A 16,065-nucleotide genomic window follows, 5' to 3' on the forward strand; every position below is an offset into this window, starting at 1 on the left:
CCGGCTTTTTTTGAAAAAAGGAACCAATAGCAATTAGGCAGTCTATTTTTGGAAAATAATTGTGAAAATCACCTGAAAACTACCTGAAAAATCATGCTCTGAGCAGAAAACTTTTATTCTCAAAGGATTTTCTATATAATAGAGGATACAAAGGATGGAAGAGTTTATGTATCGAGTGATTGAAATGTACGGGGACTGTGAACCCTGGTGGTTTTTAGAAGGTTGGGAAGAAGATATCGTCAGTAGCCGGAAGTTTGAAGACTATTACCAGGCTTTGAAATACTACAAGCAGAAGTGGTTGGAGTTGAATGCACACTTTCCAAGTTATAAGAGTCGGAGTGATCTCATGACGATCTTTTGGGATACCAAGGAGCAAGAGTGGTGTGAGGACTGCAGTGAAGATGTGCAGTTTTTCCATTCGATTGTCCTTCTAGAAGACGAGCACAAGATCCCTAAAAGCAAGCTCCGCCCAGGCTACGAAAAGGAAAGAGGCAGTCGCAAACACCGTTCTTGTCAATATACACTCGATTCAAAAAAGGGGACAACCCTGTCATAAGAGACATTCGGAAGATTTTTTAGAGCGATCTAGAAAGTCTTCTTTTTTTGTCTTCTTTTTCGAATAGTATAAGTGAGAGGAGGAACTATGGTTCAAGAAATTGCAAAAAAACTGATCCGCATGGGGAAAAAGGAAGAAGCTCAGGATCTTTACTTCATTCCTCGGAAGGAGGAGTACCAGGTTTTTATGAGGGTGGGAGACGAGAGGCGCTTTGTAAAGTCCTTCCCTTTTGAGGACATGACGGCTATTATCAGCCACTTTAAGTTCGTGGCAGGGATGAATGTGGGAGAAAAAAGGCGCAGCCAGCTAGGGTCGTGTGATTACCCATTAGAGGATGGAGTGGTCTCGATTCGCTTGTCAACGGTGGGGGATTATCGTGGTTATGAAAGCTTGGTCATTCGGCTCTTGCATGATGAGGAACGTGAATTGCGGTTTTGGTTTGACCAGCTGCCAGACTTGCAGAAGAAATTGGCTGGTCGTGGGCTTTATCTTTTTGCGGGCCCCGTTGGCTCGGGAAAGACCACTCTCATGCATGCTTTGGCGCAAGAGCGCTTTGCGGACCAGCAAGTCATGTCTATTGAAGATCCTGTCGAGATCAAGCAGGATAATATGCTTCAGCTTCAGCTGAATGACCAGATCGGCATGACCTATGACAACCTGATCAAACTCTCCTTGCGCCATCGGCCGGACCTTCTCATCATTGGGGAAATCCGAGATAAGGAAACAGCTCGTGCAGTCGTACGAGCTAGTTTGACAGGAGTCACCGTCTTCTCTACGATTCATGCGAAAAGCGTTCGAGGTGTTTATGAGAGGCTCTTAGAACTTGGAGTGAGTGAGGAAGAACTCAAGATTGTTTTACAAGGTATTTGCTACCAACGATTAATTGCAGGAGGAGGTGTGGTCGATTTTGCGACGGAAAACTACCAAGAGCACTCAGCCAGCCGCTGGAACCAACAAATGGATCTCTTGGCTCAATCGGGATATATCCAGCTGGCTCAGGCGCAAGCCGAAAAAATTATCTACCGCTAAACAAAAGCAAATCATCGAATTGTTTTTGAATCTTTATTCGAGTGGTTTTCATCTGTCTGAGATTGTCGATTTTCTGGATCGCTCTCACCTAGTGGAGAGTCGTTTGGTTTCCCAGATGCGAGAGGACCTCTCGAGGGGGCGGAGTTTTTCAGAAATGATGGCAGGGATCGGTTTTTCAGATGCGGTCACGACACAGCTGTCTCTCGCTGAGCTCCATGGCAATCTTGCATTGAGCTTGGAGAAAATCAGTGCTTACCTAGAAAACATGCGCAAGGTCAAGAAAAAGCTGATTGAGGTGAGCACCTATCCTCTTATCTTGCTTGGGTTTTTAGTTCTGATTATGCTAGGCTTGCGCAATTATTTGCTTCCTCAAATGGATGCTCAAAATATTGGGACGCAATTGATCAGTTCCTTCCCCCAACTCTTTTTGGCCTTAGGAGTGGGACTGGTGACCTTCTTCTTACTCGGCTTTCTCTATTACCGCCAGTCAGGCAAGATCAACGTTTTTAGAAGCTTGTCTCATCTGCCTTTCGGGAAAGGCATGATTCAAGCTTATTTGACAGCCTATTATGCCAGAGAATGGGGCAATCTGATTGGGCAAGGATTGGAGTTGTCTCAGATTTTTTCCATGATGCAGGAGCAAAAATCCCAGCTTTTTCAAGAAATTGGAAGGGACTTAGCTCTTTCTTTAGACCGTGGCCAGTCCTTTTCAGAGACGGTCAGGGGGTATACTTTTTTCAAAAAAGAATTGCCCCTTATGATTGAATACGGTGAAGTCAAATCAAAGCTCGGAAGTGAGCTAGAGATCTACGCTGAAAAAACATGGGAAGATTTCTTTCGTCGGGTTCACAAGGCCATGAATGTAATACAACCCTTGGTGTTTGTCTTTGTGGCTCTTGTGATTGTGTTACTCTATGCAGCCATGTTGCTGCCGATTTATCAAAATATGGAGGTCCATTTATGAAAACATTAAAAACCTATAAGGTTAAAGCCTTTACACTGATTGAAATGTTGGTGGTCTTATTGATCATCAGTGTGCTCTTATTGCTCTTTGTGCCGAATTTGACCAAGCAAAAAGACTCCGTGAAAGAGACAGGAAATGCAGCGGTTGTGAAGGTGGTCGAAAGCCAGGCTGAATTGTACGAGCTCAATCATACCAATGACCAAGCTACTCTAGCAAAGCTGATTGCTGATGGAAATATTACCAACAAACAAGCAGAGTCCTACCGTGCCTATTATGCGAAAAATAGTGGAGAAACTCGTGCGGTTGCAGATTAAGGCCTTCACCTTGGTGGAGACTCTTCTGACCTTGATGATCGTCAGTTTTATCTATCTGGGCTTATCGGGATCGATCAAGACGAGCTTTCAGCAGGTGGAAGAAAAAGTATTTTTTGCAGAGTTTGAACACCTCTATCAAGAAAGCCAGAAAATAGCGCTGGCAAGGCAAACGGAATTGGATGTTGAAGTGACTGCAAGGAAGATTCAAACGCCTTACCAGACGGTGGAGATTCCTGATTCTGTCATTTTGCAAGATCCTAAAACTATTCGTTTAGACCGAGCAGGTGGCAATTCATCCCTGGCCAATGTTCACTTTCAGACACAGAGAGGAGTGGTGACCTATCAACTGTCGCTTGGAAATGGGAAAATTAAAAAAAGCATCCGTTCCCGCTAGTATTCTCATAGAATCCTTAGTTGCCTTGGGTTTATTTGCCATGATTACGACCTTATTGTTAGGGGAGATCCGGCGTTCGCGCAAGGAGCGACTAGCGGATTTCAAAGAGGTAGAGGTCTTATCTGTCGCTCAAATGGCGCTTCAGACAGGGCAAAATCATCTGGAGGCCAATGGTATTCAGGTTCAAGTCGAAAAAGATGCCGATCAGCTCACGGTCTATCATCAAGGGAAGGTGGTACTGCATGTGGAATAACGGAAAGGTCAATGCCTTTACCCTGCTCGAAGCCTTGGTCGCTCTCTTGGTGCTCAGTGGGGGTGTGTTGGTCTTTCAAGGCTTGACCAAGCTCCTGCATGCTGAATTGGACTACCAGGCGCATCAAAAGCAGGAAGAATGGGTACTTTTTCAGCAACAATTGCAGGTGGAATTGGATCGGAGCCATTTTGAAAAAGTAGCGGACAATCATATCTACTTGGTTCAGGATCAAAAACCAATTGCCATTGGTCAATCTAAAGGAGATGATATCCGAAAAACAGATGATAAGGGCAGGGGCTATCAGCCTATGATTTCAGGAGTTCGCTCTAGCCAAATTTGGCAGGAGGGAGAGTTGATTCATCTGCGTTTGAATTTTGAAGAAGGTCTAGAAAGGGAGTATGTCTACCATGTGGTACCAGCGATGCAAAATGAAAAAAGTTAAGGCTGGTGTCTTGCTCTACGCCCTCTTGATGGCAGCGATTTTTAGTCTCTTGCTTCAGTTTTACCTGCACCGTCAGGTTGCGGAGAGACGGATCTTAAAGACGAGTCAAGATCGCCTTCGGGCCTATGCTTTGGTGCAATTGGCTCTTGAAAAGAGAAAGAGTGATGAGAAGACATCAGAGATTCATTTAAAGTCTGGAACAGTTCAGCTAAAGAAGGATACTGGTTTTCTTCATGCTCAGGCTAAGATGGATGGCGAAAGCTATGAGTTTGTCCTTCCTGTAAGGGAAGAAAAGGAAAGCAAGAAGAGTCAAAAAGAAAAGAAGAAGACGCAGAAAGATAAGGAGAAGGCAGGGAGCGAAAAGCCTTCTGAAGAGACGCCAAAAGAGGCCAAGGAGCCATCAGAAAATAGCGAAAAAGACTAATTTTTGGTATGATAGGGTGCGGAGGAAATCATGAATTTTGAAAAAATTGAACAAGCCTATACCTATCTATTAGAAAACACTCAAAGTATTCAAAATGAATTGTCGACCAACTTTTATGACGCCTTGATTGAACAGAATGCCATGTATTTGGATGGCAAGACGGATCTAGACATTGTTAAAAACAATAGCAAAAAATTAAAAGAACTAGATTTAAGTAAGGAAGAATGGCGCAGAGCCTACCAATTCCTTTTTATGAAAGCTGCTCAGACAGAGCCTTTACAAGCGAATCACCAGTTCACACCAGATGCGATTGGTTTTATCATTACATTTTTGATCGATCAGTTGGCTAAAAGCGACCAACTAGATGTCTTAGAAGTGGGAAGTGGAACCGGAAATCTCGCTGAGACCATTGTCAACAATAGCCGCCTCACGATTGATTACTTAGGATTGGAAGTGGATGATCTCTTGATTGACCTATCTGCTAGTATCGCAGATGTGATGGAATCCAGTGTTGTCTTTGCACAAGGCGATGCGGTTCGCCCACAAGTGTTGAAAGAAAGTGACTTGATCGTTAGCGACTTACCGATTGGCTATTATCCAGATGATGCGATTGCACAGCGCTATCAGGTGGCGAGCTCCGAAGGCCATACCTATGCCCATCACCTCATGATGGAACAGGCTCTGAAATATCTGAAACCTCAAGGAGTTGCCATCTTTTTAGCTCCAAATAATCTCTTGACAAGCCCTCAGAGTGATCTGTTGAAAGCTTGGTTAACAGACAAGGCCCAAATCCTTGCCATGTTGACCTTGCCAGAATCTCTCTTTTCAAATCCAGCCTATGCTAAGACGATTTTCGTCCTACGGAAACAAGAAGAAGAGTCTGTTCAGCCCTTTGTCTATCCGTTTACCGATCTCCAGGATCAAGACCAGGTGGTTCACTTTACGGAAAGTTTCCAAAACTGGTTAAAGGATAGTGAAATTTGATCAAAGATCTGATATAATAGAGGAAGTGAAAACGCTTAATGAGGTGAATATATGTCGAAAACAATTTCTATTAATGCAGGAAGCTCTAGTTTGAAATGGCAATTATACCAAATGCCAGAGGAAACTGTTCTTGCAAAAGGGTTGATTGAACGGATCGGTTTGAAAGATTCTATTTCAACTGTTAAATTTGATGGACGCTCTGAAAAACAAGTATTAGATATCCAGGACCATACACAAGCTGTAAAAATTTTGTTGGATGATTTGATTCGCTTTGATATTATCAAATCCTACGATGAGATTACAGGTGTGGGCCACCGCGTCGTTGCTGGTGGAGAATACTTCAAGGATTCTGCCTTGGTAGATGACGAAGTCCTTCGAAAAGTAGAAGAATTGTCTTTGTTAGCACCTCTTCATAATCCTGCAAATGCAGCTGGAATTCGTGCCTTTAGAGAGATTTGCCCAAATATTACCAGTGTTGTGGTATTTGATACTTCTTTCCATACAACCATGCCGGAAAAAGCTTATCGTTACCCTCTTCCAACTAAATATTACACAGAAAATAAGGTCCGTAAGTACGGCGCTCATGGAACCAGTCACCAGTATGTAGCTGGTGAAGCTGCTAAACTTCTTGGAAAACCATTAGAAGAATTGAAATTGATCACCTGCCACGTTGGAAATGGTGTATCTGTTACAGCGGTTGACAAGGGAATCTCTGTGGATACCTCAATGGGCTTCACCCCTCTAGGTGGAGTCATGATGGGAACCCGTACAGGGGATCTCGATCCAGCGATTATTCCTTACTTGATGGAACATACAGAGGATTTCAATAAGCCTGAAGATATCAGCCGTATCCTCAATCGTGAATCAGGTCTTCTGGGTGTTTCTGGATCTTCTAGTGACATGCGGGATATCCATACAGCGATGCACAATGGAGATGAAAAAGCTAAATTGGCTTACGATATCTTTATCGATCGTTTGCAAAAATACATCGGTCAATACTTGGCTGTCTTGAATGGTGCAGATGCCATCATCTTTACAGCAGGAATCGGTGAAAATGCAGTAAACGTTCGTTCTTCTATTATCAATGGAATCAGCTGGTTTGGCTGCAAGGTCGACCCTGAAAAGAATGTCTTTGGAGTTGTCGGAGATGTTTCCACAGATGATTCCCGTGTGAAGGTATTGGTGATTCCAACGGATGAAGAGTTGGTGATTGCGCGTGACGTTGAACGTTTCAAAAATCAGTAAACTGAAATAAAGTGAGAAGGCTGGAGGCGAAAGCCCCAGTCTTCTTATTTTATACAAGAAAGAGGTTGTCCATTGAAAAATATACAGTCTTTTGTTCGAAAGCACCCATTATGTAAGAATGCCCTCTGGCTCCTGCTTTTTGTGCCCTTATTCTTTCTCTCACAATTTCCCCTCATCACTATGGTTTATTCCCTTCAAGAAGGAATGGCTGCAAGGTGGGTCACTATCCTCACACTCTTGGTGACAGTGGCGGTGTTCTTTGTTTTTTATAAGGTCATCAAGATGAGCCCTCTGGAGAACTTAGATGTTCGGGTCATAACCTGGCCGGCTCTGGGGAGAAATTTTCTTTTTCTTCTCTTGTTGATGGCTAATAATCTGCTCGCCTATCCCTTGTTGAAACAAGAGGCAGGTGGGACGACGGCAAACCAAGCGGCTCTAAATGAGCTGCAATCTCATGCTCCTTTTCTTGCTATGGGCATGGTCGTGATCCTTGTCGCTCCGATTCTAGAAGAGCTGCTTTGTCGGGCCATCATCCCTCGTTTGATCTTTCGAGGGGCAGAACCGATCGGTTACTTAGCCGGTGCTCTCTTTTTTACTTACTTGCATGGTCCGAGTACCCTAGGGGAATGGGTAGCTTACGGAGGCATGTCCTTGATCTTAACTTGGGTGGCTTATCGCTACCAGCGGATCGAGTATAGCATCTGTCTCCATATGACCTTGAATGCGCTAGCTTATTATTACCCAGCTGTATTCCTCCTTTGTTTATTGCCGGTATCGAGAGTTTTCTTCCATGATAAATTATGATAAAATGGTAGGTACCAATGAGTGTTGATGCAGAACCATCCTACAGAAGGTCAGAAAAAATCAGAAATCCGTATGGAGAGTAGACTCAGAGGTTTAGAACACTTGTTCTAGCCTCTTTTATTCGCAATCATGCTGTAGGAAGGGAATCAAAGGAGAACGAAAATGATTGATAAAAAATGGCTGAGTGGCCAAGGGACCTTTCTTTGTGGGATCTTAAATGTCACTCCGGATTCATTTTCTGATGGCGGTGAGTATACGAGTCTGGATGCAGCCTTGCAGCAGGCGAGAAAACTGATCCAAGAAGGAGCTCAGATCCTCGATATCGGAGGAGAATCAACAAGACCAGGTAGTCATTATGTAGAGATCCAAGAAGAGATTGACCGCGTGGTTCCAGTAATTAAAGCCATTCGGAAAGAAAGTGATGTCTTGATCTCAGTGGATACCTGGAAGTCCCAGGTGGCGGCGGCGGCGCTCGAAGCTGGGGCTGATATTGTCAACGATATTACGGGTTTTCTTGGAGATCCTAAGATGGCTGCTGTCGTCGCGGAGCATGAAGCGAGCGCAGTTCTCATGTTTAATCCAGTGATGGCAAGACCGCATCATCCAAGTTCCACTATCTTTCCAAGTTTTGGTTTCGAACCAGTCTTTTCAGAGCAAGAGCTTCAACAGATGGCTCAAGAACCGATTCAAGACTTGATGTGGACCTTCTTTGACCGCTCGCTTGCGGTAGCGAAAGCAGCTGGTGTCCAGACGGATCGTATTATGTTGGATCCTGGGATCGGTTTTGGTTTGACCAAGCGAGAGAACTTACTCTTATTACAAGAACTTGGGACGATTCACCAAAAGGGGTATCCGATCTTTCTAGGGGTCTCCCGCAAACGCTTTGTGGTCAACATTATTGAGGAAGCTGGATTTGAGACAGATCCTGCAACGGAGACTGGTTTTTGGAATCGGGACCTGGCTTCGAGCCATTTGACCAGTATTGCAGCCAGTCAAGGAGTCGAAGTGGTGCGGGTGCATGATATTCCCCTTCACAAGATGGCAGCCAGTCTGGGGCAAGCCATTTTCCAAGCCCAAGAGGCAGCAGATACCAATTTAAAACAATACAAGTAAATGAAGACAAAAGAACATCAGTTGGATCTTCGTTGGCTAGAAGCCTATCGTTCCCAAGATCCACATTTCGGCTTGGAGCGCATGGAAGCTCTCTTGGCTTTGAGAGGAAATCCTCACCTAGACTGTCGGGTTATTCATGTTGCGGGGACCAATGGCAAAGGCTCTACCATTGCTACCTTGTCCCAACTCTTGAGGCAGGCAGATTTACGCGTTGGAGTCTTTACCTCTCCTTATCTGATCCATTACAATGACCAAATCACCATTAATGGCGAAGCCATTTCAGATCAAGACCTGCAAACCTATCTGGATAGCTACCAACGGCTCTTGGAAGCTGAAGAATCAAGAGACATCTTTCAAGGTTTGACGGAATTTGAAGTGATGACGGCGATCGCCTATGATTATTTTGCTCATGAGGAGCTGGATTATGTGATTATGGAAGTCGGTATGGGGGGACGACTAGACAGTACTAACGTCTGCCAGCCCGTTCTGACTGCGATCACATCGATCGGCTTGGATCATGTTGCTCTTCTTGGGCCAGATCTGGCTTCCATTGCCCGTGAAAAGGCAGGTATCATTAAGCCAGGAATTCCTCTGGTTCTAGGGAAATTAGAAGCAGAAGCTAGCCAAGTCATTGAAGGTATTGCGATTCAAGAGCAGGCACCGATAACAGCCTATGACAGAGATTACCAAGTTGAGCTAGAAGCCTCTTGTCTATCGGGCCAATCCTTTTCTTATCACAGTTCCAAAAGAGAAACAGCTTCTTATCAAGTAGCACTCTTAGGTCATCACCAGGCCAGAAATGCAGCTCTTGCTATCAGTATCTGTGATGTACTTTTTGAAAGAGAAGGGCGTGAACTCTTGTCAAAAGAGTTGGTAGATAAGGCTTTGCGTCAGGTTGTCTGGCCTGGTCGGATGGAAGTGATCTCTCAAAAACCCATGATCTTGCTGGACGGGGCCCATAACCCCCATGCCGTTGCGCCTTTGATCGCAAGTCTTCGAGAACTGTTCCCAAGTCAAAAAAAGACCATTCTTTTTACTTGCATCCGGACCAAAGCCTTAGAAGAGATGCTCATTCAGTGGCAGGAACTGGAAAATAGTCGCTTGATCCTCACGACCTTTGAAGATCCAAGAGCCTATTCTCAAGAAGAGATAAGAGCTGCTGCGAAAAACCATCAGCTTGAGGAAGTCAATTGGCAAGAGTTTCTACAAAACTGGCAAGCAAAAGGCGATGAGCTCCTCATTGTAACGGGGTCGCTCTACTTCCTTAGCCAGATACGACCTTATTTATTAAAAAACAGAAAAATCCAACTAGGAGATGATATGGATACAAAGAAAATTGAAGAAGCAGTGAAAATGATCATCGAGGCAGTCGGTGAAGACGAGAACCGTGAGGGACTTCAGGAAACGCCAACCCGCATTGCCAAGATGTATCAAGAAATCTTTGCAGGACTAGGGCAGACAGCAGAAGAGCACCTGTCTAAATCATTTGAAATCATTGATAACAATATGGTGGTCGAGAAGGATATCTTCTTCCATTCCATGTGTGAGCATCACTTTTTACCATTTTATGGAAAAGTGCACATTGCCTATATTCCAAATGGCCGTGTGGCTGGGCTTTCAAAACTGGCTCGTACGGTCGAGGTTTATGCTAAAAAACCACAGATTCAGGAACGTTTGACGGTAGAAATCGCAGATGCCTTGATGGAATATCTTGGAGCGCAAGGAGCACTTGTCTGGGTAGAAGCAGAGCATATGTGTATGAATATGCGTGGTGTCCGTAAACCTGGGACCGCTACAGTGACAACTGCTGCGCGTGGACTGCTTGCGACAGATAAAGACTTAAAAAATGAAGCCTATAAACTCATGGGCCACTAATGGCTGGCTATAAGAGGTGAACAGAGTGGATCAATTACGGATCAAGGACTTAGAGGTATACGCCTATCACGGTGTTTTTCCAGCAGAAAAAGAATTAGGACAACGCTTTGTCCTAGACCTATGGGTAGATTATGAGATGACTCGTGCTGCCCGTACAGGTGATTTGGAAGCTTCGATCCATTATGGGATCTTGGCGGAACAGTTGACCGAGTGGATGCAGGCAGAAAAGATCGATCTGATTGAAACGGTGGCCTTTCAGTTGGTTCAAAAGATTTTCGAAAGCTATGCCTTTGTAGAAAAAATTCGTCTGGAGTTGAAAAAACCTTGGGCTCCTGTTCCCTTGCCACTCGAGACTTGTTCGGTGACAATCGAACGGGAGAAAAAACGGGCCTTTATTGGGCTTGGCACCAATATGGGAGATAAACAACTGCAACTAGAGACGGCGCTAGAGAAACTCAAGGATCGAGGCATTCGCCTTCTTCAGACATCCACAAGGATTGAAACAGAACCTTGGGGAGGAGTGGAGCAGGACACCTTTTTCAATCAGGTGGCAGAGGTTGAAACCTGGATGACCCCAGAGGATTTACTAGAGACCTTACTGGCCATTGAGCAGGAAATGGGACGTGTTCGTGAGATCAAGTGGGGGCCACGTGTGATTGATCTAGATCTGCTCTACATGGAGGACACCATTTGTTACAGTCCGAGCTTGATCTTACCGCATCCTTATGTGGCAGAACGTGCCTTTGTCCTAGAATCTTTGAATGAAATTGCTCCTCATTTTGTGGACCCTGTTCAAAGAAAGCCCATTCGCCAATTATGGGAGGCTGTCAAATAGTTTCTCTTCTTTGCATTATAAAAAAACAATCCCTCGAGCAGGGATTGTTTTTGTTTGTCTTAGTTTATTTACGATACAAACGATCGTACTGGTAGACAGGGTCCATAGTGACGTTGATACCGAGCTTGCGAAGGACATTCTTGTCTTCGTCTGTTAGCATCACGGTTGAGTGGGCTTCACTGCCTTTCAACTTGCCTAATTCTTGCATAGCAAGCTTAGCGTCTTCATTGGTCATAGCTGTAATGGCCAGGGCAATGAGGATTTCGTTCGAGTGAAGACGAGGATTGCGGCTACCCAAATGATTGATCTTCAAGCCTTGGATAGGTTGGACGTATTCTGGCTCGATTAATTTGGTTTCTTTATCAATATGCGCCAATTTCTTGATCGCATTGATTAAGAGGGCTGCGGTTGGGCCAAAGAGATCGGAGGTTTTTCCGGTTACCATCTCGCCGTTTGGCAATTCAAGGGCCAAGGCTGGCTCCCCTGTTTCTTCTTCTTTCTGACGAGCAAGAACAGTCACTTTCCGGTCATTTGGAGTAATGCCCAAATCATTCATCAAGAGCTCAATCTTCTTGACAGCTCCTTCACCGACGCGTTCAGCTTTGACATCCAAGATGGTTTGGTAATAGCGACGGATGATTTCTTGTTGGGAAGCTTCAATCGCAGCGTCATTGTCCACAATGGCAAAGCCAACCATGTTGACGCCCATGTCTGTTGGAGAAGCGTAAGGAGAGGTTCCTAAGATGCGTTCCAACATGCGCTTCAAGACAGGGAAGATTTCGATATCGCGGTTGTAATTGACCGTTGTTTCTCCGTAGGTTTGGAGGTGGAAGGGATCGATCATATTGACATCGTCTAGATCTGCAGTCGCTGCTTCATAAGCCAAGTTGACTGGGTGGTGCAAAGAAAGATTCCATACTGGGAAGGTTTCAAACTTGGCATAACCTGATTTGATCCCATTTAATTGGTCATGGTACATATTGGACATACAAGTTGCCAGCTTACCAGAACCAGGTCCAGGAGCCGTCACAACGACCAAATTGCGACTAGTTTTGATGTAATCATTTTTCCCCATCCCTTCAGGAGAGATGATGTGGTCCATATCAGTCGGATAGCCCTTGATCGGATAGTGGAGATAAGAGGCGATCCCGCTCTTATCCAGTTGTTTGCGAAAGGCATCTGCTGCAGCTTGTCCAGCATATTGGGTGATGACGACAGAGCTTACAAAAATCCCCAATTCATTGAATTTGTCGATCAAACGCAGTACTTCTTGGTCATAAGAAATTCCTAGATCCCCACGGGCTTTTGAGTGCTCAATGTTGTTGGCGTTGATGGCAATGACAATTTCCACCTGGTCGCGCAATTCTTGGAGCAGCTTGATCTTATTGTCTGGTTCGTATCCAGGGAGGACACGAGCAGCGTGGAAGTCTTCTAACATCTTACCACCAAATTCAAGGTAGAGCTTGCCATCGAATTGGTTGATCCGCTCAATAATGTGGTCACGTTGCAAGTTCAAATACTTTTCAGAACTAAAAGCTTGTTTTTTCATGTAAAACTCCTGTATATAAGGGAAGGGTCTGCCACACAAATCCAAGGATGAGTGTTCCGTCCCTACCATTTCATTCTTTCATATTATATCAGAAAACAGATGGAAGATAAAATATTCTAAGATAGTTTCCTAAGGGGAGTGTGGATGCCAAGGGACTCAATGGTGACTCACGCTGGAAAGTTTCAAAGAGAACCTTGTTTTTCCTCTAAAAAAGCCCCTTACGGGGCTTCGTGATCGATGTTGTTTAATAGTGTTTGATCAAATCAACTGTAGAGCGATCCAATTTCTTAACCAACGCTTGTAAGAAGGCTTGTGCTTGCAAGAAATCATCCATGGCATAGAGGGTTTGGTGAGAGTGGATGTAACGTGCACAGACACCAATGGTTGTTGATGGGACTCCGCCGTTCTTCAAGTGTGCTGCACCTGCATCGGTACCACCTTTGGCACAATAGTATTGGAATTTGATGCCCGCTTCTTCAGCAGTAGTGAGCAAGAAATCTTTCATATTTGGTAGCATGATGTGACCTGGATCGTAGAAGCGAAGCAGTGTTCCTTCCCCAATCGCACCTTGGTCTCCAAAGACATCGGCTGCTGGCGAACAGTCTACAGCAAGGAAGATTTCAGGATCAAATTTAGTGGTTGAAGTGTGAGCTCCACGAAGTCCCACTTCTTCTTGAACGTTGGCCCCTACATAGAGTTCGTTGTTTAAGGCTTGTCCAGAAAGGCTCTTGGCCAATTCGCTGACCATCAAGACGCCGTAGCGGTTATCCCATGCTTTTGAGATGACGTTTTTACCATTAGCAGTGAGAATCGCAGAGCTATCTGGGACCAAGGTATCTCCAGGACGAACCCCATAGCTTTCAGCTTCGGCTTTAGAGCTAAAGCCTGCATCAAAGACGATGTCGCTAATGGCAGGTACGGTTGGTCCACCTGTTCCACGTGTCAAATGAGGAGGAACAGATCCTGAAATAGCAGGGTATTCACATCCGTCACGTGTAAAGAGTTTGAAGCGTTGGCTGCTGACAACCATCGGATTCCAACCTCCGATTGGGACAACACGGAAAGTCCCATCAGCTTTGATTTCGCTGATCATAAAACCAACTTCGTCCATGTGGGCAGCCACTAAGATACGAGGAGCATCGGCTGCTGTTGAGTGTTTGACCCCAAAGATCCCACCAAGACCATCTGTCACGATTTCGTCCACATGAGGGGTCAATTGTTGACGCAAATAATCCCGTACAGGAGCTTCATGACCTGAGATAGCAGGGATTTCAGTTACTTCTTTGATTTTAGAAAATAAATCAGTCATAGGTTACCTTCTTTCTGATGCTATTTTATCACTTTTTCTACAAGGATGGTAGCGTTATTATGGAAATCAGACTCTAAAATCGGAGGGAGAGATCCAGCTTAGACCGTTGTCCCTCTGCTTATTTTGTGTTACAATAGGCACTATGAAAGCTAAAAAAATTATTTTGTCTAGTCTGGCTGTAGCAAGTGCAGGAGCCCTTGCGGCCGGTGTTTATAAAATTGCCAAAGATCAAAAGCGTCTTCGTACCCAAGAAGAATTGGTAGCAGAAGTACGGGAGCAAATGGAAGCCATGGGGACGATTGCGACTCTGTATGTGGAACTCTACGAGTCTAGTGAAGAGCGCTTAGTAGGTGGTGTCATTTTTGAAGATGAGCGCCATTACCGCTTTGTCTATGAGGACGGTCTCTTGCATTACGAAGAGGAAAAACTATGATTACACCAAATTCTCTAGAAGAAATTGCTTCATATGTAGAGCAAGATGGCAAGAAAGTGTTTGTCTTTTCAGCCGATTGGTGTGGGGATTGCCGTTACCTCAAACCTTTTTTGCCGGAGATTGAGGCTGAAAATCCCGAATTTACCTTTATCTTGATTGACCGCGATGCCTATATGGATCTGGCGAAAGTCTGGGATGTTTATGGGATCCCAAGTTTGGTGGTTCTGGAAAAGAATAAGGAAATCGGTCGGTTTGTCAATCGGGATCGGAAAACCAAAGCACAGATTACAGCATTCTTAGCAGGATTAAAATAGGAGAAAAACATGATTGTAACATACAACAAAGAACAAGTCGGCGATGTCTTGATGCTGACCTTGAAAAATAGTGGAGAAGCAAAGCTCGCGGTGGAGAGAAAAGGAAAAGTGGCTCGCGTTTACCGTGAGGACAACCAAGAAACCGTTGCCTGGAATATCTTTGATGCCTCATCTTTCTTCGCCATCGAAGGCAAGGGCCAAGTCTTTTTGACAGATGAGCAAGTGGCTCGTTTGAATCAAGAATTGGAAAGAGAAGGCTTCGCAGAACGATTGGTCAACGATCGGGAACCAAAGTTTGTGGTCGGAGAAATCCTTGAAATGGTGGCCCATCCAGATAGTGACCACTTGAATATCTGCCAAGTAGCAGTTGGACCAGATAAGACGGTTCAGATCGTAGCTGGAGCTCCAAATGCGCGAGTGGGTCTCAAGACTATTGTCGCTCTTCCAGGTGCTATGATGCCGGATGGCAGCTTGATTTTCCCAGGGGCCCTTCGTGGTGAAAAAAGTTATGGCATGATGTGCAGTCCGCGTGAATTGCACTTGCCAAATGCTCCTCAAAAACGAGGCATTATTGAATTGGATGACGCAGAAGTAGCAGGGACACCTTTTGATCCTGCTCGTCACTGGCACGAATAAAGAGAAGAATCTAGGATGTTTTGGATCCTAGATTTTTTTGATTTTGGTTTGTCACCTCCATTTTTTAAAATTTTTTCGAATAAATAGATAGGAGGTAAATGATGTATAATAAAGTTATTTTAATCGGTCGCCTGGTGGCGGCCCCAGAATTGCATAAAACCAGCACAGACAAATCTCTTGCCCGAGTGACCGTTGCGGTCAATCGTCGCTACAAGGATCAAAACGGGGAGCGAGAGACTGATTTTGTCAATGTGGTTGTCTGGGGGAAATTGGCAGAAACCATGGCTAGTTATGCCAGCAAAGGGAGCTTGATCTCTTTGGATGGAGAGATTCGGACGCGCCGCTACGAGAAAAATGGCGTCATGCAGTATGTGACAGAGGTCCTCTGTCAAAGTTTTCAATTACTAGAGAGCCGCGCTCAGCGAGCGATGCGTGAAAATGGTGGAACGGGAGATTTAGCCGATATCATCTTAGAAGAGGAAGATCTTCCCTTTTAGGATCAAAAAAGAAAGCTGGTTCGTTTATAGACCAGCTTTTTTGATACTTGGTAGGGGTTTCATTCGGGAACTACTCTTTTAAAAATAAATCAAAA

Annotated in this window: 20 protein-coding genes and 1 pseudogene; 19 read left to right on the forward strand and 2 right to left on the reverse strand. The window is 44.7% G+C overall.

Annotated elements, in window-relative coordinates; translation table 11 throughout:
• Window positions 1-166: 166 nt before the first annotated feature.
• From M1G14_RS03325 to folK, 15 genes and pseudogenes are all read left to right on the forward strand, one after another.
• Window positions 167-556, forward strand: a complete 390-nt coding sequence (locus M1G14_RS03325) for a DUF1033 family protein (protein ID WP_049523771.1) — start codon at window positions 167-169, stop codon at window positions 554-556.
• A gap of 87 nt (window positions 557-643) precedes the next feature.
• A complete protein-coding gene (gene comGA, locus M1G14_RS03330; protein WP_021154281.1) occupies window positions 644-1,585 on the forward strand; it encodes a competence type IV pilus ATPase ComGA in 942 nt (313 codons plus the stop codon).
• On the forward strand, window positions 1,518-2,549 hold the full coding sequence (comGB, locus tag M1G14_RS03335) for a competence type IV pilus assembly protein ComGB (RefSeq protein WP_186822243.1): 1,032 nt from the start codon (window positions 1,518-1,520) through the stop codon (window positions 2,547-2,549). The genes comGA and comGB overlap by 68 nt, the downstream gene beginning before the upstream one ends.
• Entirely contained in the window at window positions 2,546-2,863 is a 318-nt protein-coding gene (comGC, locus tag M1G14_RS03340) for a competence type IV pilus major pilin ComGC (protein ID WP_003004178.1), read from the forward strand. The genes comGB and comGC overlap by 4 nt, the downstream gene beginning before the upstream one ends.
• Window positions 2,853-3,257: a competence type IV pilus minor pilin ComGD gene (gene comGD / locus M1G14_RS03345; protein WP_003004513.1), complete on the forward strand. Its 405-nt coding sequence runs from the start codon at window positions 2,853-2,855 to the stop codon at window positions 3,255-3,257. Before comGC ends, comGD begins: the two co-directional genes overlap by 11 nt.
• Complete coding sequence (comGE, locus tag M1G14_RS03350) at window positions 3,223-3,510, forward strand: competence type IV pilus minor pilin ComGE (RefSeq protein WP_003004353.1); 288 nt, start codon at window positions 3,223-3,225, stop codon at window positions 3,508-3,510. Before comGD ends, comGE begins: the two co-directional genes overlap by 35 nt.
• On the forward strand, window positions 3,500-3,952 hold the full coding sequence (gene comGF, locus M1G14_RS03355) for a competence type IV pilus minor pilin ComGF (protein ID WP_024054897.1): 453 nt from the start codon (window positions 3,500-3,502) through the stop codon (window positions 3,950-3,952). The genes comGE and comGF overlap by 11 nt, the downstream gene beginning before the upstream one ends.
• On the forward strand, window positions 3,939-4,376 hold the full coding sequence (gene comGG, locus M1G14_RS03360; protein ID WP_227038501.1) for a competence type IV pilus minor pilin ComGG: 438 nt from the start codon (window positions 3,939-3,941) through the stop codon (window positions 4,374-4,376). Before comGF ends, comGG begins: the two co-directional genes overlap by 14 nt.
• Before the next feature lie 30 nt (window positions 4,377-4,406).
• Window positions 4,407-5,360, forward strand: coding sequence for a class I SAM-dependent methyltransferase (locus tag M1G14_RS03365; RefSeq protein ID WP_024054899.1), 954 nt, complete (start codon window positions 4,407-4,409; stop codon window positions 5,358-5,360).
• A gap of 51 nt (window positions 5,361-5,411) precedes the next feature.
• Complete coding sequence (locus tag M1G14_RS03370; protein WP_024054900.1) at window positions 5,412-6,605, forward strand: acetate kinase; 1,194 nt, start codon at window positions 5,412-5,414, stop codon at window positions 6,603-6,605.
• Between the two features lie 72 nt (window positions 6,606-6,677).
• A complete protein-coding gene (locus tag M1G14_RS03375; RefSeq protein ID WP_024054901.1) occupies window positions 6,678-7,409 on the forward strand; it encodes a CPBP family intramembrane glutamic endopeptidase in 732 nt (243 codons plus the stop codon).
• Between the two features lie 162 nt (window positions 7,410-7,571).
• The gene (gene folP, locus M1G14_RS03380; protein WP_247926282.1) at window positions 7,572-8,522 is read left to right on the forward strand and encodes a dihydropteroate synthase; all 951 of its coding nucleotides are present in this window, start codon (window positions 7,572-7,574) and stop codon (window positions 8,520-8,522) included.
• An 81-nt stretch (window positions 8,523-8,603) separates the two neighbouring features.
• Window positions 8,604-9,746: pseudogene (locus tag M1G14_RS03385) on the forward strand (bifunctional folylpolyglutamate synthase/dihydrofolate synthase); the annotation flags it as partial.
• 96 nt (window positions 9,747-9,842) lie between these two features.
• The gene (gene folE / locus M1G14_RS03390) at window positions 9,843-10,397 is read left to right on the forward strand and encodes a GTP cyclohydrolase I FolE (RefSeq protein WP_003019101.1); all 555 of its coding nucleotides are present in this window, start codon (window positions 9,843-9,845) and stop codon (window positions 10,395-10,397) included.
• 25 nt (window positions 10,398-10,422) lie between these two features.
• Entirely contained in the window at window positions 10,423-11,232 is an 810-nt protein-coding gene (gene folK, locus M1G14_RS03395; RefSeq protein WP_247926283.1) for a 2-amino-4-hydroxy-6-hydroxymethyldihydropteridine diphosphokinase, read from the forward strand.
• A gap of 64 nt (window positions 11,233-11,296) precedes the next feature.
• Here the strand turns inward: folK and M1G14_RS03400 are convergent, their stop codons facing one another.
• Window positions 11,297-12,781 carry a DUF1846 domain-containing protein gene (locus M1G14_RS03400; RefSeq protein ID WP_247926284.1) on the reverse strand — a complete coding sequence of 495 codons (1,485 nt, stop codon included), beginning with the start codon at window positions 12,779-12,781 and terminating at the stop codon, window positions 11,297-11,299.
• Between the two features lie 244 nt (window positions 12,782-13,025).
• Window positions 13,026-14,090, reverse strand: coding sequence for a glutamyl aminopeptidase (gene pepA / locus M1G14_RS03405; protein WP_024055233.1), 1,065 nt, complete (start codon window positions 14,088-14,090; stop codon window positions 13,026-13,028).
• 142 nt (window positions 14,091-14,232) lie between these two features.
• Between pepA and M1G14_RS03410 the strand changes: the two genes are divergently transcribed.
• The 4 genes from M1G14_RS03410 to M1G14_RS03425 all read left to right on the forward strand — a co-directional run bounded on the left by M1G14_RS03410 (window position 14,233) and on the right by M1G14_RS03425 (window position 15,970).
• Window positions 14,233-14,523 carry a DUF4651 domain-containing protein gene (locus M1G14_RS03410; protein ID WP_003004245.1) on the forward strand — a complete coding sequence of 97 codons (291 nt, stop codon included), beginning with the start codon at window positions 14,233-14,235 and terminating at the stop codon, window positions 14,521-14,523.
• A complete protein-coding gene (locus M1G14_RS03415) occupies window positions 14,520-14,837 on the forward strand; it encodes a thioredoxin family protein (protein ID WP_118095978.1) in 318 nt (105 codons plus the stop codon). Before M1G14_RS03410 ends, M1G14_RS03415 begins: the two co-directional genes overlap by 4 nt.
• A 9-nt stretch (window positions 14,838-14,846) precedes the next feature.
• Complete coding sequence (gene ytpR, locus M1G14_RS03420; protein WP_023919637.1) at window positions 14,847-15,473, forward strand: YtpR family tRNA-binding protein; 627 nt, start codon at window positions 14,847-14,849, stop codon at window positions 15,471-15,473.
• Between the two features lie 101 nt (window positions 15,474-15,574).
• Window positions 15,575-15,970: a single-stranded DNA-binding protein gene (locus M1G14_RS03425; RefSeq protein ID WP_247926315.1), complete on the forward strand. Its 396-nt coding sequence runs from the start codon at window positions 15,575-15,577 to the stop codon at window positions 15,968-15,970.
• Window positions 15,971-16,065: the final 95 nt, after the last annotated feature.

Origin of the sequence: Streptococcus parasanguinis (assembly GCF_023109675.1) — a bacterium.
Taxonomy (GTDB): Bacteria; Bacillota; Bacilli; order Lactobacillales; family Streptococcaceae; genus Streptococcus; species Streptococcus parasanguinis_I.

Bases quoted from the DNA above. Each gene is read 5' to 3' on its own strand.
- M1G14_RS03325 (WP_049523771.1), top strand. From the start codon at position 167: ATGTATCGAGTGATTGAAATGTACGGGGACTGTGAACCCTGGTGGTTT.
- comGA (WP_021154281.1), top strand. From the start codon at position 644: ATGGTTCAAGAAATTGCAAAAAAACTGATCCGCATGGGGAAAAAGGAA.
- comGC (WP_003004178.1), top strand. From the start codon at position 2,546: ATGAAAACATTAAAAACCTATAAGGTTAAAGCCTTTACACTGATTGAA.
- comGE (WP_003004353.1), top strand. From the start codon at position 3,223: ATGGGAAAATTAAAAAAAGCATCCGTTCCCGCTAGTATTCTCATAGAA.
- comGF (WP_024054897.1), top strand. From the start codon at position 3,500: ATGTGGAATAACGGAAAGGTCAATGCCTTTACCCTGCTCGAAGCCTTG.
- comGG (WP_227038501.1), top strand. From the start codon at position 3,939: ATGAAAAAAGTTAAGGCTGGTGTCTTGCTCTACGCCCTCTTGATGGCA.
- M1G14_RS03365 (WP_024054899.1), top strand. From the start codon at position 4,407: ATGAATTTTGAAAAAATTGAACAAGCCTATACCTATCTATTAGAAAAC.
- M1G14_RS03370 (WP_024054900.1), top strand. From the start codon at position 5,412: ATGTCGAAAACAATTTCTATTAATGCAGGAAGCTCTAGTTTGAAATGG.
- folP (WP_247926282.1), top strand. From the start codon at position 7,572: ATGATTGATAAAAAATGGCTGAGTGGCCAAGGGACCTTTCTTTGTGGG.
- folE (WP_003019101.1), top strand. From the start codon at position 9,843: ATGGATACAAAGAAAATTGAAGAAGCAGTGAAAATGATCATCGAGGCA.
- M1G14_RS03400 (WP_247926284.1), bottom strand. From the start codon at position 12,781: ATGAAAAAACAAGCTTTTAGTTCTGAAAAGTATTTGAACTTGCAACGT.
- pepA (WP_024055233.1), bottom strand. From the start codon at position 14,090: ATGACTGATTTATTTTCTAAAATCAAAGAAGTAACTGAAATCCCTGCT.
- M1G14_RS03410 (WP_003004245.1), top strand. From the start codon at position 14,233: ATGAAAGCTAAAAAAATTATTTTGTCTAGTCTGGCTGTAGCAAGTGCA.
- M1G14_RS03415 (WP_118095978.1), top strand. From the start codon at position 14,520: ATGATTACACCAAATTCTCTAGAAGAAATTGCTTCATATGTAGAGCAA.
- ytpR (WP_023919637.1), top strand. From the start codon at position 14,847: ATGATTGTAACATACAACAAAGAACAAGTCGGCGATGTCTTGATGCTG.
- M1G14_RS03425 (WP_247926315.1), top strand. From the start codon at position 15,575: ATGTATAATAAAGTTATTTTAATCGGTCGCCTGGTGGCGGCCCCAGAA.